Source organism: Embleya sp. NBC_00888 (assembly GCF_045207655.1).
Taxonomy (GTDB): domain Bacteria; phylum Actinomycetota; class Actinomycetes; order Streptomycetales; family Streptomycetaceae; genus Embleya.
Map to the genome: position 1 here is coordinate 4483417 of NZ_CP108785.1, position 19575 is coordinate 4502991.

Below are 19575 nucleotides of genomic sequence, written 5' to 3' on the forward strand. Positions count from 1 at the left end.
TGGCGGACCGGGCCGGTCGGCCCGGTCGCGGCCCCGTCGGCACCGCTCGTGCGTCGGGGTTCGATACCGCGTCCCGGTCGAGACGGGACGGCGGCGTTTGCCGGCGTCAGCCCAGTGGGACGCGCCATTCCAGGAGGGCGCCGCCGTCGGGGGCGGGCCCGAACGAGCAGGTGCCGCCGAGGGATTCGGCCCGCTCGCGCATGTTCCCCAGACCGCTGTCGCGGGTCGGGTGCGCCGGCGGGCCCACGCCGTCGTCGCGCACCCGAAGCCGCACGTGATCGCCGTCGGTCTCGATGTGGACCTCCACCCGACTCGCGTGGGCGTGGCGGGCCGCGTTCGCGAGTGCTTCGCGCAGCACCGCGATCACCTCGGCGGCGATCGGCTCCGGTACGTGGGTGTCCAGCAGGCCGTCGACGCGCAACGTCGGTGCGAAGCCGAGCATTTCGGTCACCGCGTCGACCTCGCGCAGGCAGCGGGAACGCAGTCCGGCGCCGGTGTCGCGACCGCGAGCCTTGAGGGAGAAGATCGTCGACCGGATGACTTTGATCGTGTCGTCGAGCGCGTCGACGGCGGATTCGACGCGCTCGAGGGCCTCGGGGTGGTCGATGAAGCGGGTGGCGCTCTGGAGGGTCATGCCGGTGGCGAACAGGCGTTGGATGGCCAGGTCGTGCAGGTCCCGGGCGATGCGGTCGCGATCCTGTAGCACGGTCAAGAGTTCGGCGTCGCGGCGCCGTTCCGCGATCTCCAGGGCGAGTGCCGCGTGGTCGGCGAAGCCGGTGACCATGCGCACCACCGCGTCCGACAACTGCGGCCGCTCGACCCGGTTGGCGACCTGGAGCACACCTCGGATGCGTTCGCGGGTGCCCAGCGGCAGCAGGAACGCCGAACCGAGATCGGATCCCGCGGCGGTGGCCACCACCGCGCCCGGATCGTGGCCGATGTCGGTGCTGATGATCGTCTCGCCGGAGCTGAACACCTTGCCCATCAGGGTGCTCTCACCGGACAGGACCAACCCGCGGACGCGGTCCGCCAAGGGGCCCGAGGCGGCCTCGACGACCAGATCGCCCGTCCCGTGCACCGGCACGGCCAGGGTCACCAGGTCGGCGTCGGCCATGTCCCGGATGGTGGTGGTGAACGTGCGCAGGACGTCGCTGGGGGCGTTGCCGGAGAGCAGGCTCCGGGTCAGCTCCGAGCTCGCGCCGAGCCAGCGTTCGCGGCGGCGGACGTCGTCGTACAGGCGGGCGTTGTCGATCGCGACGCCGGCCGCCGCCGCGAGCGTGCGCAGGACCGCTTCGTCGTCCTCGTCGAAGTCCGCCCCGCCGCGTTTCTCGGTGAGATAGAGGTTGCCGAAAACGGTGTCGCGGATGCGGATCGGCACGCCCACGAAGGTGTTCATCGGCGGGTGGCCGGCCGGGAACCCGAACGAATCGGGGTGGTCGGACAGGTCGTGCAGGCGCAGCGGGTGCGGGTCGCGGATGATCAGTCCCAGAATGCCGCGCCCGGTGGGGAACGGGCCGATCTTCAGGATGGTCTCCGGGTCCATGCCCACGGGCAGGAACCGGGCGAGTCGTTCCTCGTCGTCGATCACCCCGAGGGCGCCGTACCGGGCGTCGACCAGGGTCACCGCCGATTCCACGATTCGGCGGAGCACGGTCTCCAGGTCCAGGTCGCTGCCGACCGACAGGACGGCCTCCAGCAGCCCGTTCACCCGATCCCGGGTCGCGCGGACCACCTCCACGTGCGCCTGGAGCTCGTCCAGCAGCTCGTCCAGGCGCATGCGCGGCAGTACCGGCCGCTCGTCCGACGCCACAACCACCCCTCCAAGCCTCGGTTACCTGCGGAAACGTTGTCGAGGCCATGGTGTCAAACCCTGGCGGGCGCGTCTGCCCTTCGCCACATGCACACGATTGTGATTCCGGTTGTCGATGCGCCCCGTGGGGCCGAACGACTCTGGAGACGGCCCCCGGGCAGGGCCAGGAGGCCCTGTGCGGGCCTGCCGGGGCGGAGCAGAGTGAGGGTCGTACCTCTTGCCTAGGAGGAATCCATGGACACGCGCCCGCCGCGGGGCACCCCGCCGTGCGTCGTGGTCGGGGTCGATCCCGACCCCGCGGTCAACCACAGGTCCGTTCGATGGGCCGCCCACGAGGCGGCACTGCGCGGAGCCGCACTGCACCTCGTGTACGCCTGGGAGCCGACTCCCGCCCACCGCGCGCACTACGCGCCGATGCACACCCTCGTCGACCCCACCGTGCAGCGTCGGTGGGTCCGCGAGCTTCTGGACGGGGCCGAGCAGGCCGCGCACCACGTCCGGCCCGACCTGACCGTGGTCCGGCGGCCGATCGAGGGACCGGTCGTGCCGGTGCTGCTCGGCGCGGCGAGCGAGGCCTCCCTGCTGGTTCTGGGCGGCCGACCGCGCCACGCGGACCGACGCCCGCTGGGGCCGGTCACCCGCGAGTGCCTCCGGTGCGCCCGGTGCCCGGTGGTCACCGTGGGCGCCGAGTCCGTCGAGGAAGACCACCGCCCGATATCGGTTGCGACACACATGACAGGAGTAACGCCATGACCGACACGACACAGGACAGCACACGGACGAGCCCTCGGATCCCGACCGTGCGCGAGGTGATGCACGGCCCGGTGATCTCGGTGACCACCCGAGACACCCTGTGGGCGGCGATGGACAAGATGATCGCCACCCACCTGCACCACGTCAGCGTCGTCGAGGGCACCCGGGCGCTCGGTCTGATCAGCGACCGCGACCTCGCCGCGGTGTGGGCCCTGGACCCGCTGGGCCTCAAACAGCACACCGCCGGACACGCTCTCGCCGGAAACGAGACCACCTTCGTCGCCCCCGAAACCGACGTGATCGCGGCAGGGGAGGAACTCCTGAAGCACCGCCGCGACGCCCTGCTCGTCGTCGACGCGGACGGCACGGCGATCGGCGTCCTGACCGACCGCGATCTGTTGACCGTTCTCCTGGGGCTGCACCGCCCACTACGGTGACGGGCACGGGCGTCTTCGACGTCCGACAATGGAGTCACGACTGACCTTCGGAGGAGGGCTGTGTCGACACCGCCCATTCGCGTGTTCCTGCTCGACGACCACGAGGTGGTCCGCAGAGGCCTCGCCGACCTGCTCGGTGGCGAACCCGACATCGAGATCGTGGGCGAGTCGGGTTCCGCCGCCGAGGCCACGCGGCGCATCCCGGCGCTACGCCCGGACGTCGCGATCCTGGACGGACGCCTGCCCGACGGCAGCGGCATCGACGTGTGCCGCGAGGTGCGCTCCCGCTTTCCCGAGATCAACGCGCTGATCCTGACCTCCTACGACGACGAGGACGCGCTGTTCGCGGCGATCATGGCGGGCGCGGCCGGCTACGTGCTCAAGCAGGTCCGCGGACAGGACCTGATCGCGGCCGTGCGCGCGGTGGCCGCCGGCCAATCCCTGCTGGACCCGGCGGTGACCACCCGCGTCCTGGACCGGGTACGCAAGGGCCCCACCGCCGAACCCGGCCCCACCGGGCTGAGCGAACGCGAGAAGCAGGTTCTGGAGCACATCGCGCAGGGCCAGACGAATCGCGAGATCGCCGAGAGCCTCGGCCTGGCGGAGAAGACCGTCAAGAACTACGTTTCGGCGGTGCTGAACAAGCTCGGCTTGGAGCGCCGTGTCCAGGCCGCCGTCTACGCGACCGAGCTGCACCAGGACGCCGAGCGACACAGGACCTGAGACGACGGGCCCCGAGCGCCCCCGGCCGCCGCGTCGACGCCCCCGGACCCGACAGCGGGCCCGGGGACGTCCCAGGTTCAGCGGACCGGTCCCTCCCCGAGGCGTTCGAAGGTCGGCGCCGGGGGCGCGACGTCGATGGGGTGCGTGAGCGTGTGGGTGACGCGCTCGACGCCGTCGACGGCGGCGCACAACCGCACCACGATGTCGACGAGAGTGGGATGATCCACCTCGCCGGACAGGCGGACGACGCCGTCCCGGACCTCGACCCCGATCGTCCCGGGCTCCAGGCACAACGCCTCGCCCAGCACGTCCTGCTCGATCTCCGCGCGGATGTCCGCGTCCGACCGCACCAGGGCACCCAGCAGATCTCCACGACTGACGATGCCCACCAGTCGCCCGGAGCGATCCACCACCGGCAGGCGCTTGACGTGATGGCGATCCATCAACCGAGCCGCCCACGCCGTGCTGTCCGCGGGCGTCACGGTGACCACCGGCGACGTCATCAACCCCCGTGCGGTGCACTCCTCGTCGGACGAACCGGCGACCTCCCGACACCGTCCCGGCCGGGCCCGCCACGACTCGAAGCCCGCCGGCCGCGCGTGCAGCAGGTCGGCCTCCGAGACGATGCCGAGCACCCGATGGGCGTCGTCGACCACCGGTAGAGCGCTGACCTGCCAGGTCTCCAGGACGCCGGCGATGTCCCGGAACCGGGCGCCCGAGCCGACGGTGGCGACGTCACGCGTCATGACGTCCCCGATGGTGCCGTGTGTCATGACATTCCTCCTGAACTCGACGGCGACGCGTTCGCGACGAGCGCTTCGGCGATGGAGTCCGCCCATCCTCGATCCCGGTCCGGTCGCGGAGGCCTGCCGCCGTGCGCTTGCGCACGCGACGAGGCCGTTCACGGTGTCACCTCCCGAATGGGTGGGCGGACACCTTCAGCGTGCGGCCGCCGCCGACCCCGTGTCAGGGCCGCGTTACCCGAGGCACCGGGCCGTTCGGCCCGGGTGTGCCGGCGTGAAGTGCGCTGTCCTGGGAAGCGTCCCGGTGCCCGGATCTCAGGAGGCGGTTGTCGTGTTCCTCTTCGCACACCCCGGAATGACCCCCACGTCCGCGCGCCGTCGCCTCGTCGGTCGCCGCGCGAAGGCGTGCACGCTGTACTTGCGCTCGATGGACGTCGGACTCGCACCGGGCGCCGCCACCTCGTCGCCGGCGCTGATGTCCCTGGTCCTGGCCGACCTCGAATGGTGCGTACGCGAGGCCGAAACGCACGCCGTACGGCGGTCGTGGTGGCGACCCGTCGCGCGTCGGTACGGGCGTCCGATGGACGCCGCACTCGCCGCCGATCGCGAGCGGCTGCGCGCCTTGGCCGACACGGTGGTGCGCGATGCGTGCTGACGCCGCCCCTTCCACGAGCGCCGTCGCCTCCGGGCGGGTCCTGGTCGTCAACGCCGGCTCGTCCAGCCTGAAGTTGTCGGTCGTCGAGCCGGACGACACCATCGCGTGCACCTCGAACCTGAGCTGCGCCGACACGATTCCATCCGAGGCGATCGCCGAATTCGTGCGCGCGGCCGGGACCGTCGACGCCGTCGGACACCGAATCGTGCACGGCGGCGCGGAGTTCACCGGCCCGGCACGACTGGATCCGCGGGTGTACGCGCGGATCGCCGCGCTGCGCCCCCTCGCGCCCCTGCACCAGGGCCGGGCGATCGCCGGCATCGACGCGATCGGTGAGCTGTGTCCGGAACTGCCCGCGGTCGCCTGCTTCGACACCGCGTTCCACCACACTCTCCCCGCCGAGGCGAGCACCTACGCGCTCCCCGAGGCGTGGCGTGCCGAATGGGGCCTGCGCCGCTACGGCTTCCACGGGCTCTCGCACGCGTATGCCGGGGCCCGAGCATGCGAACTGGCCGGTCTGGAACCCTCGTCGGCGCGTGTGGTCAGCTGCCATCTCGGTGCCGGGGCGTCGTTGGCCGCGGTCCGGGGCGGGATCTGCGTCGACACGACGATGGGCTTCACGCCGACCGAGGGCCTGGTGATGGCCACCCGCGCCGGCGACCTGGACCCGGGCATGCTCGTGTGGCTGCTTCGTAACGGCCTCGAACTGGACGAGCTGGAGCGGGTGTTGGAGCACGAGGCGGGCCTGAGCGCGCTGGCCGGGCACGGCGGCGACATGCGCGCGATCCGGACGGACGCCGAGGCGGGAGATCCGCGCGCCCGGCTCGCGCGCGGGATCTACGCCTATCGGGTGCGCACCAGGATCGCCGCCATGGCCGCCGCGATGGGCGGCCTGGACGTCCTGGTCTTCACCGGCGGTGTGGGCGAGCACGACGACACGCTGCGCGCCGACGTCGTCGCCGACCTGCGCTTCCTGGGGGTGCGTGTGAACCTCGAGGCCAACGCGCGCACACGGGCCGATGCCGAGATCGGCGAGGCGGGCGCACAGGTACGCACCGTGGTCGTCACCGCCGGCGAGGATGTGTGGATCGCGCGCGAAACCCGCGAGACGGCGAGCTGAACCCTGCCGCGCCACGGTGCGCGCCACCCGGAGTGGGCCGGCGCGCGCACCCGCGAGGGGGGCGGGCCGTCGGGTCCGAACGAGTCATCCCCCGAGAGGCGTTCGGCCCTGTCCCGATCCCCGGGGGAGCGGACAGTCTGGGACGCGACCCAGGGGAGGGATCGTGCACCGACGCGGACTGAAGATCGTGATCACCGAGTCGCACTCGGGCGGATGCCGGCAGGTGGCGACGGATCTGGCCGAGGCCGGACACACCGTGCTGCGCTGTCACGAGAAACCGGGGGCGGAACCGGAGGAGCCGTGTGTGGCCTGGGCGGCCGGACGCGGATGTCCCCTGCTCGCCCCGGACATCGACGTCGTCGTGGACGTGCGCGCGAACGCGGGACCGCGGACCGAGCGCGAGCAGGGGGCGATGTGCGCGCTCGTGGCCGGAGTTCCACTGGTGGTCTGCGGACCCGTCGACGCCCACGACGGGATGCTCGCGCGCGCGGACGTCCTGTGTCGCGAAGCCGACGTCGAGTCGGCCTGTCGCACGGCGTTCTCCCCGGTGGGCCCCACCGCCCACCGCGTGGTGACCCGGGCCGTGTCCCTCGCGCTCGGCGGCGTGACCGCCCCCGCCGACGTGCACGTCGACCTGACGGTGCGCGAGAGCATGGTCCTCGCGGACGTCACGGTCGGCGCGTCCCCGACGGCCACCGCCTTCCGCCGCGTTCGCGGTGCCGTTCGACTGGCCCTGGCCCCCTTCACACCGACGTGGCCGTACACACCCGTGACGCTGTACCACCGAATGCCGACGGCCGATCGTGGGTGACTGCGGGCGTTTTGCCGGGCAACCTCCGCGGCGGCAAGGAAGGTTCGCCCCCCGTGGGTCCAACGGCCCTGTCGATCCGCGGCCCGGAGCGAGACCGTCGGTCGAACCGGACACTCCCACCGACGGAGGTACACCCATGCACGACCAGACGGCGGGAACGCTCCGCCCCGACCACCTAGCCCTCGCGTTCGGCGTCCGCGCGCGGCGCCGCGGCCTGGGACTGACCGTGCGTCAACTCGCGCGCCGCGCCGACCTGCCGGTGACATGGCTGGAGAACCTGGAAGAGGGATCCGCCCCGGTTTCCCACGCGGCGCTCACGAGCGTAGCCGGCGCGTTGGGTACCAGCGTCGAACGACTGCTGAGCGGAAACGTCGAGGCGCCGCCGAACGTCCCGACGGCCCCGACGGCCCCGGCGAGTCCCGCACCGGACATCCGGGAACTGGTCGTGATGACGCGGGAGGAGTGCCGAGCCCGACTGTTCCTGCACGAAGTCGGCCGGGTGGCCCCCGCGATGAGCCGGGAACCGTTCGTCCTGCCGGTCGACTACGTGATCGACGCGGGGGACGTGGTCTTTCGCAGCACCGCGGGATCCCGGCCCGCCGCCCTGACCGGCCCGGTGGCCTTCGAGGTGGACGACCTGATCCGGATGGCCCGACTGGGATGGAGCGTGCTGGTCATCGGCGACGCCGAACACGTGACCGACCCGACCGAGACGCACCGGCTCGCGGAGGCCCGGACCCGGACCTGGTCCGAGGGCACGCACGAGGTCTGGACCCGGATCCACCCGCGCGACATCACCGGACGCCGACTGCGCCCCCATTTGAGGGAGCAGGACTGAATCGACGCGCGTGTGGCCGGGAACGCGACCCCGCGGATGCCGAGGTCCGCGCGCCCGGCCCAACCGGCGCACGCCGCAGGGCCGTTGGACCCTGTTCGGCACGGCGGCCCGGGACAACCGTGGGAGGTGAGCAGACATGGTCGATCGAGCCAACCGAAGGGCCACCATGACCACCATCGACGTCGCGTCGAACGCGCAGGCCGAGCACGCGCCCTGGCGGGATTTCCGCCCCGGGACGTGGAACGACACCATCGACGTCCGCGACTTCATCCAGACCAACTACACGCCCTACACCGGCGACGGTGGCTTCCTGTGCGCGGCCACGGAGCGCACCCGCGCGGTGTGGACCAAGGTCTCCGCGCTGTTCCCCGAGGAGCGCCGCAGGGGCGTGCTGGACGTGGACACCGCGACGCCCTCCACGATCACCTCGCACGCCCCCGGCTGGATCGACCGCGACCGGGAGCTGATCGTCGGCCTGCAGACCGACGCACCGCTCAAGCGGGCGATCATGCCCAACGGCGGGCTGCGCATGGTAGAGGCCGGCCTGCACGCGTACGGCTACCGGATGGACCCCTTCGTACGCGCGGTGTTCGGCACGTACCGCAAGACCCACAACGACGCGGTCTTCGACGCCTACACCCCCGAGATCCTGCGGGCCCGCCGGGCCGGACTGATCACCGGGCTCCCGGACGCCTACGGGCGAGGCCGCATCATCGGCGACTACCGCCGCGTGGCACTGTACGGCGTGGACCGCCTGATCGAGGCCAAGCACGCCGAGCGCAGCGCCCTGGATTGCCTGCCCGCCTCCGTCGAGGTGATCCGCGACCGCGAGGAACTGGCGGAGCAGGCAAGGGCCTTGGGAGAACTCAAGGAGATGGCGGCGACCTACGGCTGCGACGTCGGGCGAGCGGCGGTCACCGCGCACGAGGCCGTGCAGTGGCTGTATCTGGCCTATCTGGCCGCGACGAAGGAACAGAACGGCGCCGCGATGTCGCTCGGGCGCACCTCCACGTTCCTGGACGTCTACCTGGAGCGGGATCTGCGCGAGGGCCGAATCGACGAGAGCCGTGCGCAGGAGTTGATCGACGACTTCGTGATCAAACTGCGGATCATCCGCTTCCTGCGCACCCCCGAGTACGACGCGCTGTTCTCCGGCGACCCGACCTGGGTCACCGAATCCCTCGGCGGCGTCGGCACCGACGGGCGGCCGCTGGTCACCCGCACCTCCTTCCGCTACCTGCGCACCCTGTACAACCTCGGGCCCGCTCCGGAACCGAACCTGACCGTGTTGTGGTCGCCCCGGCTGCCGCGCGGCTTCAAGCGGTACTGCGCCCGGGTCTCGATCGACACCAGTTCGATCCAGTACGAGTCCGACGACCTGATGCGTCCGCGCACCGGTGACGACACCGCGATCGCGTGCTGCGTCTCGGCGATGGCCGTCGGCAAGGACATGCAGTTCTTCGGTGCCCGGGTCAACCTCGCCAAGGCCCTGCTGTACGCGATCAACGGTGGCCGGGACGAGGTCAGCGGCGAACAGGTCGGCCCGAAATCCCCTCCACTGACCGGGGATCGGCTTGATGCGGCGGAACTCGACGCGGCGTTCGACACCGTCCTGGACTGGCTGGCGGGCACCTACGTGAACGCTCTCGACATCATTCACCACATGCACGACAGGTACGCCTACGAGCGTCTGGAGATGGCGCTGCACGACCACCCCGTGCACCGCACCATGGCGTGCGGCATCGCCGGACTCTCGGTGGTCGTGGACAGCCTCTCGGCGGTCCGGCACGCGGGCGTCGAGGTGATCCGCGACCCCGACACGCAACTGGCGGTCGACTACCGCGTCCTGGGCGAGTACCCCGCGTTCGGCAACAACGACGACCGAGCCGATGTGATCGCCGTCGACCTGGTGCGTTCGTTCCTGGCCAAACTGCGCCGGCACCCCACCTACCGCGACGCCGAACACACGCTGTCGGTGCTGACCATCACCTCCAACGTGGTCTACGGCAAGCACACCGGCAACACCCCCGACGGCCGCCGCGCCGGCACGCCGTTCGCCCCCGGCGCCAACCCGATGAACGGCCGCGACCGGCACGGCATGGCCGCCTCCGCGCTGTCGGTCGCCAAGATCCCCTACGACCTGGCCCGCGACGGCATCTCGCTGACCTCGACGGTGACCCCGGAAGGACTCGGTCACGACCCGAGCGAACGCGCCGACAACCTGGTCGGCCTCCTCGACGGCTACATCGCGTCCGGCGGCTTCCACATGAACGTCAACGTGCTCGATCGGGCCACACTGGCGGACGCCATGGAGCACCCGGACCGCTACCCGGACCTGACCATCCGCGTCTCCGGCTACGCGGTGCGCTTCGTCCGCCTCACCCGCGAACAGCAACTCGACGTGATCGGCCGCACCTTCCACGAGACCCGGTGAGCACGATGCGGTCACCCCGACCCATTCCGCGGCACAGCCACGCGCACGGCGACGGCGAGATCGGGCGGGTGCACTCGTGGGACATGTCCACGGGCGTGGACGGTCCCGGGACCCGCTTCGTGCTCTTCCTGAACGGCTGTCCGTTGCGCTGCCTGTACTGCTCCAACCCCGACACCTGGCACCTGCGCGACGGCCGGCGGATGGGTACCGAGGAGGTGATGGACAAGATCACCGCCTGCCGCGACTTCCTCCTCGCGGCCGGCGGCGGCGTGACCGTCACCGGCGGCGAACCGCTGCTCCAGGCGCGCTTCGTCGAAACGGTGCTGGGCCGCTGCCGCGAGTTGGGCCTGCACACGGCACTGGACACCTCCGGCTTCCTCGGCGCCCGGGCGGGGGATCGACTGTTGTCGGTGACCGACCTGGTTCTGCTCGACATCAAGTCCTTCGACCCGGGTGCCTACCGCGCTCTCACCGGACGCGAGCTCGCGCCCACCCTCGCGTTCGCCCGCCGGCTCGCCGCGGCGGACATCCCGGTGTGGTTGCGCTTCGTCCTGGTTCCGAACGTGACCGAGGACGCGGCGATGATCGACGAGTTGGCGGCGTTCGCCGCCGGGCTGGGCAACGTCGAACGAGTGGACGTGCTGCCCTTCCACAAACTCGGTGCCGCCAAGTACGACGAGCTCGGCATCGTCTTCCCACTGCGGGACACACCGTCGCCGACGGCCGAACTCGTCGATCGCGTCCGTGCGCAGTTCCGAGCACACGGACTGCGGGCCCACTGAGCGGAGGTGTGACCGCGCACGACGACCCGCGTGAGCATGACCGATACCGCACGAACGCCGCATCGTCGGGGGAGGAATGGCCGCGTCCGAGGTCACCGTCGCCCGGATCACCGCGGACGGCGCACTCGCCGGCGCCCCGGCGGGTGCGGCGGCGGGCCGCTTCGGGGCTCGGGCGACGGTACGTGCGTGGACGCCCGGCCTCGGCCGACCCCGTCCCGCGCCGCTGCGGCCTCCTCCCGGGCGTCGCGGCGGGCCGGGCGGCTCGGCCACCAGGGGCAGTCGGCCCTGGTGGATGCCCGGTCGCAGCGGGACGGTGGGGATGAGGCTCCACCGATCCTCGCGAATGGAGATGCGACATGGACCGGACACCGCTCGTGGTCGCGGCGACCGACGGGTCACCCGCCTCGACCGACGCCTTGATCGAGGCCGCCGACGAGACGGCCCGCCGGGACGCGGAACTGGAGATCGTCTTCGTCTGGGAGTGGCCGGCACACGAGCGGCACGCGGGTTACGGCGACGCGTTGCGCGACCGCGTGGAACGGATCCGCCGCGACGCCGTAGGGGTGGCGCGGGCCCGGCAGCCCGGGATCGGGATCCGCTGCTCGGTCGTGCACGACACCCCCGTGGCAGGCCTGTTGGAGGTGGCCAAGCGCGCCGATCTGCTGGTCGTGGGCAGTCGGGGGCACGGCGGGTTCACCGGGATGCTCGTGGGATCGGTGAGCCTGGGCCTGGCCGGCCGGGCGAGCTGCCCCGTGCTGGTGGTCCGCAGCCGGGTGCCGGCCGACCTTCCGGTGCTGGTGGGTGTCGTCGGAGAGGACAGCCGGCCTGCCGTGGAACGCGCCTGTACCGAGGCCGAATCGCGCCGGGTGGGGGTGATCGCGCTGCACGCCTGGGACTTCCCGGAGATCCCGCGCTCGCTCCTGGAGACGCAGGGAGCGGAGTCCCCCTATCACCGGGCCCAGGAGTTCGCGCGGCATGTGCTCGCGGCCGCGGTGTCGCCGATCCGTGAACGACACCCGCAGGTACCGGTGGAGGAACGTGTGGTGCGCGCCGGGCCCGGCGCGGCACTGGTCGAGGCATCGAGGGACGCGGGCCTGGTGGTCCTGGGGCGGCATCGGTCGCCGCACCACCTCGGCCCTCGATTGGGGCACGCGCCGATCGCGTTGCTGCATCACGCGCACGCGCCACTGCTGATCCTGCCGCCCGACTGACCACGCCCGCTTCGCGCCGGAATCCGCCGGGTGGCCGGCACCCGGCGGATTCCGGCGGTGGCGCGTCGGGGCGGGTCGGTCGATGGGCACGAGCAGTCCTCGGGGGCGTTCGTGTGCCGCGCGCGGACGACGAGAATCGGGCAGCGCGCGACGGCGGCGACGGACAGGGAGACGGAGCCCGGCGGCAGGGCCGCGAACCCGCCCAGGTCGCGACCGGGCGCGGCCTTCGCCGCCCGCACGCGAGCGCCGCAGGCCCCGGTCGACGCCGAGAGCGCGTCGACCGGAGCCTGCCGGGTGTCAGTTCCGCGTGGAGTCGTCGTCCGCCGAGGCGTGTGGTCCGTACAGGTCCGGCAACCGGAGCCGGCTCGCCTGGAGTCGGGCGGCGATCACCTGTGCGCACGCGAGGGTGATCGCGCGGCCGAAGTCGGGGTCGCGTTCGCATTCGGCGCGGACGGCCGCGGCGTCGAATTCCAGGGCGCGGACGGTTCCCACGGCCTGTGCGCCCAGGTGCCATCGGTAGGGCGGGAACAGCCAACTCCATCCGATGAGTTCGCCGCTGCCCAGGGTCTCCACGGCTGCCGCGTGGCGGCCGGGGACGTGCACGTCCAGACGGACGGAGCCGCCTTCGACGAGCCAGAAGTTGCGGGCCGGGTGGCCTTCCTCGAACAGGCGGGAGCCCGATTCGAACGTGACCGGCCGGCCGAAGGCCAGGAGTCGGTCCAGGTGTTCTTTGGGGATGCGGCCGATCCGGCCGGTGGCGTGGAACACGGGATCCTCCTCAGCGGCCGGGCGTGCGGCGGGCGAAGTGCGCCGGGCCGGGCCTGATGTGGCTGTCGTCGAAGTCGAAGGTGAGGGTGTGGGTCACGTTCTCCACGCCGTCGACGGCCCGGCACAGGCGAAGCACGATGTCGATCAGACTGCGGTTGTCGACGTTTCCGGACAGGCATACGACGGCGTCGCGCACGTCCACCTCGATCGTTCCGGGCTCGAGCCACAGCGCGGTACGCAACACGTCGTGCTCGATCTCGGCGCGGATCTCGGCGTCCGGGCGCAGGAAGGTACGGAGCAGGTCGCAGCGGCTGACGATGCCCACCAGGTGACCGTCGCCGTCCGTCACGGGGAGGCGCTTGACGTGGTGGCGGTCCATCAGACGCGCGCCGCGCAGCGTGCTCGACGTGGGGTCCACGCTCACTACGGGTGTGGTCATCAGGTCGCGCGCGGTGTGCCCCTCACCCTTGGTGCGGCGGTTCGTCAGCCGGCGCAGGCCGGGCAGGAGGTGGGCGTCCTCGGCCTGCTCCACCTGGGCGCGCAGCAGGTCGGCCTCCGAGACGATGCCCAGGATTCGCCGCTCGTCGTCGACCACCGGCACGGCGCTGATCCGGTGGGTGTCCAGTACGGCGACGATGTCCTGGAACTCGGCGTCGGGACCGACGGCGGCGACCTCGCGGGTCATGACGTCCTCGATCTTCCGGTGCAACATGCGAACCCCCTGGCTGATGTGCGACGAATCGCCGAGGCGTCGACGACGTCTTCGGCCGGACACCACGAGCGTCTCGCCGATTCGGGCGGTGTGACAGGGCCGCGTTGCCCGGTGGGCAGGGCCGTTCGACCCGGTCCGGCAGGTGCCTCGCCGGGGCGTGCCGTGCGGCCCCGCCGGGCTCGGTGACCATCGGCGTTGATGCCGGGACCTTCGGCACCGGCGCGCCGGCGCGCCGGCGGCCACGCTGCAAGCGTTCGGCCGGCGCAGTTCGTCCACGGCACATCGCCCCGTCCGGCCGAACTCCATCGCGACGACGAGGATTCGCCATGCTCGGAAAGAGAACGATCCCCACCGACGCCATCGGTCGGGAACCGGGTTCGCCTGCCGATCGAGCCCGTGGTTCCGCTTCCACGTTCGGTCTGCCCACCGCCACCGCGTTGGTGGTGGGAAGCATCATCGGCACCGGCGTGTTCGCGCTTCCGTCCGCGCTCGCTCCGTACGGCCCCATCTCGCTGGTGGCCTTCGCCATCGTCACCGTCGGCGCCCTCGCCCTCGCGGTCACCTTCGGGCGGCTGTCCCAGCGGGTCCCCGGCAGCGGCGGACCCTACGTGTACGCGCGGGAGGCGTTCGGCGAGTTCGCCGGATTCCTCAACGCCTGGTCCTACTGGATCACCGCCTGGGCGGGCAACGCGGCGATCGTGGTGGCCTGGGTCGGCTACGTCGAGGTCTTCGTCAACACCGGCCACGACAAATGGGGTTCGGTGGTCATCGCGCTGACGGGCCTATGGATTCCGGCGGCGATCAACCTCGCCGGCCTGCGCAGCATGGGCGCCTTCCAGGTCGTCACGACCGTACTCAAGTTCGTCCCGCTGATCCTGATGGGCACTCTCGGTCTGTTCTTCCTCGATCCCGACAACCTCGGTGCCTTCAACGCCAAGGGGGGATCACCGATGGGCGCGATCTCCGCGGCCGCGGCCATCGCCCTGTTCAGCTACATCGGGTTGGAGACCGTCTCGGTCGCCGCGGGCCGGGTCCGCGAGCCGGGCCGCAACGTGCCGCGCGCCACCGTGTACGGAACGCTGGCCTGCGCGGCGGTCTACCTGCTGGGTACCCTGGCCGTCTTCGGCGCCGTTCCGCACGCCGAACTCGTCTCCTCCACCGCGCCGTTCACCACCGCGGCCGACCACATGGCGGGCGGTTCGTGGGCCGGGAACGCGGTCGCGGTGGCCGCGATCGTCTCCGGAATCGGGGCGCTGGGCGGCTGGACGATGATCTGCGCGGAGATGCCGTACGCCGCCGCCCGCGAGGGGCTGTTCCCCAAGGCGTTCGCCCGCAAGCGCGGCGACACCCCCGTCTTCGGTATCCTCGCCGCCACCGTCCTGGCTTCGCTGATCACCGTGGCCGCCTACAGCAGCTTCGACCACGTCTTCACCACCATCGTGCTGCTGAGCGTCCTGACGGCGGCCATCCCCTACCTCTTCTCCGCCGCCGCCCAGCTCTACTGGCTGCTCACGCACGCTCGTCAGGCGAGCCGGGGCCGCTTCGTCCGCGACGTGGCGGTTTCCGGTACCGCCCTGGCATTCTCCTATTGGTCGATCCAGGGCAGCGGCTACCAGACCGTCTACTACGGACTGTTCGCCGTCCTCCTCGGCATCCCGGTCTACATCTACCTCAAGCGCGACCGCGGCGAATACGGCGAGCGGGCGACGTGCTCCGCATCCGCGTCTCCCGAGTGGCCCGCCGCCTCGGAGACCTCCCCGAAGTCCCCCGGGCGCGCGGCCTGACCGCCTCTGCGGACGCGACGCGGTCCACTCGTCGACGACCCCGGGCGGGACCTTCGGCCCCGCCCGGGAGCCGCCCGGCCCTGGGCACCGGCAGCGGATCCCGCTGGACTGATCGCGCAGCCGCCCCGGCGGATCCGACAGCCCGATGAAGCGAGACGCCTTGTGATCACCATCGCGACCACCCGGAGCGAATCCCGCGGCGCGGCGTCACCGGCCGAGCACATCACCGTCGAACTGCGCGGCGAACTGGACATCGACAGCACGGCCATCATCGAACCGACCCTGGCCGCACTGGCCCGATCCGGGCCCGCCGAACTGCGCCTCGACCTGGGCGCGCTCGCCTTCTGCGACACCTCCGGCATCAACCTGTTCCTGCGCTTGCAGCACCGATGCGCCCGCACCCGCACCACACTCGTCCTGACCGGCGTCCGCGGCCAACCGGCCCGCGTCATCCGGTTGGTGCGACTCCATCGCACGATCGTGTGCCGCTTCATGGCCCCGCCCGCGCCCCGACACGGCGCGCCCGGTGTCGCCCGCGCGCTCGAGCCGGCCTCCACGCCGGCGCGCGCCGGGGCCACTCGGCCCTGAACGACCCGGGACCACCGGCCCTGCCCGGGAGAATCCGACGCCCCGAAACTGATCACCGCGCCGACCCGACCGGGTGAGCGCGTCCATATCCTCGGGGAGCAGACCATGGAAGCCGCCATCACCACCGAAACCGTCGCGGGAGCACGTCTGCCCCGTACCGCCGGTGCCACGCGCACCCTCGTGCCACAGACGCCGACCTCGTCCTCGGCCACCGCGATCAGAGTGTTCCTGCTGGACGACCACGAGATCGTCCGCCGCGGCCTGGCGGATCTGCTCGGAGCCGAAGCGGACATCGAGATCGTCGGCGAGTCGGCATCGGCCATGGAGGCCATGCGGCGGATACCGGCGCTGCGCCCCGATGTCGCCGTTCTGGACGGACGGCTTCCGGACGGCAGCGGGATCGACGTCTGCCGGGCGGTGCGCTCGTCCTTTCCCGAGATCAACGCGTTGATCCTGACCTCGTACGACGACGAGGACGCGCTCTTCTCCGCGATCATGGCCGGTGCCGCCGGGTACGTCCTCAAGCAGATCCGAAGCGGTGACCTGGTGCGCGCCGTCCGGGAGATCGCCGCAGGCCGATCACTCCTTGATCCGGCGGTCACCGCGAAGGTCCTGGAGCGGGTGCGCACCGGAACACACGAGGACCCGCGGGTCGCCTCCCTCTCCGACCAGGAGCGCCGGATCTTCGAACTGGTCGCCGAAGGCCTGACGAACCGCCAGATCGCCGAGCGCCTGCACCTCGCGGAGAAGACCGTCAAGAACTACGTCTCCACCATGCTGCACAAGCTGGGTTTCGAACGCCGCGTCCAAGCGGCGGTGTTCGCGGGAACCCTCCCGTCGGCAAGGCCCCGAGGCATCGGACAGCCGTGAGAGGCTCGTTCGATTCCGGGATCGTCGACCCCGGAACCGAAGGAGCCTTGGTGCGGACGGAGGCGTGGCAGCAGACGTGGACCCGCCGTCTTCGCCATCGAGTCGGTGGCCGATACCGCAGGCGCCATCGTCGGACGGCAGCGCATTGCCCGAGGTGATCGCGCAGAACGACGTGCCGGTCGCCACCGGCAGTTCGGCCGCCGATTCCAACGCGGGCCGGCTCCGCTTCGCGCGCGAGACCCCGCCCGGCGGAAACGTCGTGCGCGATTGTCGGCGGCCACTCGAGTCCCAGCGGAGCGGAATGGGATCCACGTGTCACTCGGCCCGCCGGGCCGGGCCACTCGGCCCTACGGCGGCCTCCCGCGCGGCGTGACGCTGAAGGCGTAAGCGTTGCCGCTCACGTTCGGAAAGGCGGACGCCATGAAGGCCCTGACCTACCACGGCGCCGGAACCCACCGGTGGGAGGACGTGCCCACCCCCACCGTCCGCGACCCCCAGGACGCGGTGATTCGCGTGGACGCCGTCACCATCTGCGGCACCGACCTGCACATCCTCAAGGGCGACGTGCCCGAGGTCGAACCGGGCCGCGTCCTCGGTCACGAGGCAATCGGCACCATCACCGAAATCGGCCCCGGTGTACGAGGCTTCGTCCGCGGCGACCGTGTGCTGATCTCGTGCATCTCCTCGTGCGGGCGCTGCCGCAACTGCCGCGCCGGCGCCTACGGACAGTGCTCCGGCGGCGGAGGCTGGGTGCTGGGCCACCTGATCGACGGCACCCAGGCCGAATACGTCCGGGTGCCCTTCGCGGACACCTCCCTGCACAAGCTCCCGGAGGTCGTCGGCGACGAGGAGGCCCTGATGCTCGCCGACATCCTGCCCACCTCCTACGAGGTCGGCGTCCGCAACGGACACGTACGCCCCGGCGACACCGTGGTCGTCGTGGGAGCCGGGCCCATCGGACTCGCCGCCATCACCACCGCGCGCCTCTTCTCCCCCTCACGCATCGTCGCCGTCGACCCCTCGCCCGCACGCCGTGACGCCGCCAAGCGGTTCGGTGCAGACGTCGTCCTGGACCTCCCCGAAGCCGACCCCGACGCGCTCGCCTCGCTCACCAGGGACGGACAGGCGGCGCACGTGGCCATCGAGGCCGTCGGCGTGCCCGAGTCCTTCGAACTGTGCACCCGCCTGGTTCGCGCCGGCGGACACGTCGCCAACGTCGGCGTGCACGGGAAACCGGCCACCCTGCACCTCGAGGACCTGTGGATCCGCAACCTCACCATCACCACCGGCCTGGTCGACACCATCAGCACACCGCTGCTCCTGGACCTGCTCGCCGAGGGCCGGCTCGGCACGGAGGGGATGATCACCCACCGGTTCGACCTCGACGAGATGCTCACCGCCTACGACACCTTCGCCCGCGCGGGGGAGACCGGCGCGCTCAAGGTCGCCCTCTTCCGCCGGTGAGCCGGCCCTGCCCCAACCGCGTTCCACGAGATCCGAGGAGGATCCCGCGATGACCGTACGAGTGGGAATCAACGGCTTCGGCCGCATCGGCCGCAACTATTTGCGCGCCGTCCTGGGCCGCGCCGACGACGGCACCACCCCCATCGAGGTGGTGGCGATCAACGACATCGCCCCCGCCGCCACGCTCGCCCACCTGCTCCGGTACGACTCCACCTACGGCGTTCTGGCCCGCTCGGTCGAGGCCGACGGCGACACGATCGTCGTCGACGGCGTCCCCATCGCCGTCACCGCCCACCGCGATCCCGCCGCGCTCGCGTGGGACAAGTACGGCGTCGACATCGTGATCGAGGCCACCGGCCGCTTCCGCACCCGCGAGGACGCCGGCGCGCACCTGAAGTCCGGCGCCGGCAAGGTGCTGCTGTCCGCGCCGGGCCGCGGCGTCGACGCCACCATCGTGATGGGCGTCAACGAGGGCGAGTACGACCCGAGCACCGACCACGTCGTCTCCGCCGCCTCCTGCACCACCAACTGCGTCGTGCCGATGGTCAAGGTCCTGCACGACGCGTTCGGCATCGAACGTGGCCTGATGACCACCATCCACGGCTACACCAACGACCAATCCCTGCTCGACGCACCACACAAGGACCTGCGCCGGGCCCGTTCCGCCGCGCTGAGCATGATTCCCACCAGTACCGGCGCGGCCCGCTCGGTCGGCCTGGTCCTGCCCGAACTGGCCGGCGCACTGGACGGTATCTCGGTTCGCGTTCCCGTCGAGGACGGCTCGCTCACCGACCTGACCCTGATCCTGCGCCGCGAGACCGACGCCGCGGGCGTCAACGCGGCCTTCGAGGCGGCTGCCGAGGGTCCGCTGCGCGGCATCCTGCGGGTCAGTCACGCGCCGATCGTCTCCCGCGATGTGATCGGCGACCCGTACTCGTGCGTCGTCGACGCCGAACTCACCCAGGTCAACGGCGACCTGGTCAAGGTCTTCGGCTGGTACGACAACGAATGGGGCTACACCAACCGCCTGCTCGACCTGACCGAGTACGTCGCCCGCCGTCTCTGAGCCGTC

Annotated in this window: 19 protein-coding genes; 15 read left to right on the forward strand and 4 right to left on the reverse strand. The window is 71.5% G+C overall.

Annotated features, from left to right (window positions below; all coding sequences use genetic code 11):
• Window positions 1-106: 106 nt before the first annotated feature.
• Window positions 107-1777: a GAF domain-containing protein gene (locus OG948_RS53860; RefSeq protein ID WP_406300920.1), complete on the reverse strand. Its 1671-nt coding sequence runs from the start codon at window positions 1775-1777 to the stop codon at window positions 107-109.
• A gap of 267 nt (window positions 1778-2044) precedes the next feature.
• Here OG948_RS53860 and OG948_RS53865 point away from each other — a divergent pair, with 267 nt between their 5' ends.
• From OG948_RS53865 to OG948_RS53875, 3 genes are read left to right on the forward strand one after another with little or no spacing between them, the layout of a single operon-like run.
• The gene (locus tag OG948_RS53865) at window positions 2045-2563 is read left to right on the forward strand and encodes a universal stress protein (RefSeq protein WP_331772404.1); all 519 of its coding nucleotides are present in this window, start codon (window positions 2045-2047) and stop codon (window positions 2561-2563) included.
• The gene (locus OG948_RS53870) at window positions 2560-3000 is read left to right on the forward strand and encodes a CBS domain-containing protein (protein ID WP_331772405.1); all 441 of its coding nucleotides are present in this window, start codon (window positions 2560-2562) and stop codon (window positions 2998-3000) included. Before OG948_RS53865 ends, OG948_RS53870 begins: the two co-directional genes overlap by 4 nt.
• A 60-nt stretch (window positions 3001-3060) precedes the next feature.
• Window positions 3061-3723 carry a response regulator transcription factor gene (locus OG948_RS53875; protein ID WP_331772406.1) on the forward strand — a complete coding sequence of 221 codons (663 nt, stop codon included), beginning with the start codon at window positions 3061-3063 and terminating at the stop codon, window positions 3721-3723.
• A 77-nt stretch (window positions 3724-3800) separates the two neighbouring features.
• Here OG948_RS53875 and OG948_RS53880 read toward each other — a convergent pair whose 3' ends face one another.
• Window positions 3801-4496 carry a CBS domain-containing protein gene (locus OG948_RS53880; protein ID WP_331772407.1) on the reverse strand — a complete coding sequence of 232 codons (696 nt, stop codon included), beginning with the start codon at window positions 4494-4496 and terminating at the stop codon, window positions 3801-3803.
• A gap of 301 nt (window positions 4497-4797) precedes the next feature.
• On the opposite strand from OG948_RS53880, the gene OG948_RS53885 reads away from it, so the two are divergent.
• From OG948_RS53885 to OG948_RS53915, 7 genes are all read left to right on the forward strand, one after another.
• Window positions 4798-5121: a hypothetical protein gene (locus OG948_RS53885; RefSeq protein ID WP_331772408.1), complete on the forward strand. Its 324-nt coding sequence runs from the start codon at window positions 4798-4800 to the stop codon at window positions 5119-5121.
• Window positions 5111-6241, forward strand: a complete 1131-nt coding sequence (locus OG948_RS53890) for an acetate/propionate family kinase (protein ID WP_331772409.1) — start codon at window positions 5111-5113, stop codon at window positions 6239-6241. The genes OG948_RS53885 and OG948_RS53890 overlap by 11 nt, the downstream gene beginning before the upstream one ends.
• A gap of 163 nt (window positions 6242-6404) precedes the next feature.
• Window positions 6405-7052, forward strand: a complete 648-nt coding sequence (locus tag OG948_RS53895) for a hypothetical protein (RefSeq protein WP_331772410.1) — start codon at window positions 6405-6407, stop codon at window positions 7050-7052.
• A gap of 136 nt (window positions 7053-7188) precedes the next feature.
• Entirely contained in the window at window positions 7189-7890 is a 702-nt protein-coding gene (locus OG948_RS53900; RefSeq protein ID WP_331772411.1) for a pyridoxamine 5'-phosphate oxidase family protein, read from the forward strand.
• 166 nt (window positions 7891-8056) lie between these two features.
• On the forward strand, window positions 8057-10324 hold the full coding sequence (pflB, locus tag OG948_RS53905; protein ID WP_331772412.1) for a formate C-acetyltransferase: 2268 nt from the start codon (window positions 8057-8059) through the stop codon (window positions 10322-10324).
• 5 nt (window positions 10325-10329) lie between these two features.
• Window positions 10330-11106 (forward strand): pyruvate formate-lyase-activating protein, encoded by a 777-nt coding sequence (gene pflA / locus OG948_RS53910; protein WP_331773605.1) that lies wholly within the window; start codon window positions 10330-10332, stop codon window positions 11104-11106.
• Between the two features lie 356 nt (window positions 11107-11462).
• Window positions 11463-12317, forward strand: a complete 855-nt coding sequence (locus OG948_RS53915; protein WP_331772413.1) for a universal stress protein — start codon at window positions 11463-11465, stop codon at window positions 12315-12317.
• Window positions 12318-12614: 297 nt separating this feature from the next.
• Here OG948_RS53915 and OG948_RS53920 read toward each other — a convergent pair whose 3' ends face one another.
• Window positions 12615-13085 (reverse strand): cyclic nucleotide-binding domain-containing protein, encoded by a 471-nt coding sequence (locus OG948_RS53920; RefSeq protein ID WP_331772414.1) that lies wholly within the window; start codon window positions 13083-13085, stop codon window positions 12615-12617.
• A gap of 10 nt (window positions 13086-13095) precedes the next feature.
• A complete protein-coding gene (locus tag OG948_RS53925) occupies window positions 13096-13797 on the reverse strand; it encodes a CBS domain-containing protein (protein ID WP_331772415.1) in 702 nt (233 codons plus the stop codon).
• A 440-nt stretch (window positions 13798-14237) separates the two neighbouring features.
• Here OG948_RS53925 and OG948_RS53930 point away from each other — a divergent pair, with 440 nt between their 5' ends.
• The 5 genes from OG948_RS53930 to gap all read left to right on the forward strand — a co-directional run bounded on the left by OG948_RS53930 (window position 14238) and on the right by gap (window position 19569).
• Complete coding sequence (locus OG948_RS53930; protein WP_406300921.1) at window positions 14238-15581, forward strand: amino acid permease; 1344 nt, start codon at window positions 14238-14240, stop codon at window positions 15579-15581.
• 162 nt (window positions 15582-15743) lie between these two features.
• The gene (locus OG948_RS53935; protein ID WP_331772417.1) at window positions 15744-16169 is read left to right on the forward strand and encodes an STAS domain-containing protein; all 426 of its coding nucleotides are present in this window, start codon (window positions 15744-15746) and stop codon (window positions 16167-16169) included.
• Between the two features lie 105 nt (window positions 16170-16274).
• Complete coding sequence (locus tag OG948_RS53940; RefSeq protein WP_331772418.1) at window positions 16275-17039, forward strand: response regulator; 765 nt, start codon at window positions 16275-16277, stop codon at window positions 17037-17039.
• Between the two features lie 420 nt (window positions 17040-17459).
• A complete protein-coding gene (locus tag OG948_RS53945; RefSeq protein WP_331772419.1) occupies window positions 17460-18503 on the forward strand; it encodes a zinc-dependent alcohol dehydrogenase family protein in 1044 nt (347 codons plus the stop codon).
• Window positions 18504-18552: 49 nt separating this feature from the next.
• Window positions 18553-19569, forward strand: coding sequence for a type I glyceraldehyde-3-phosphate dehydrogenase (gene gap, locus OG948_RS53950; protein WP_331772420.1), 1017 nt, complete (start codon window positions 18553-18555; stop codon window positions 19567-19569).
• The last annotated feature ends 6 nt before the right edge of the window (window positions 19570-19575 follow it).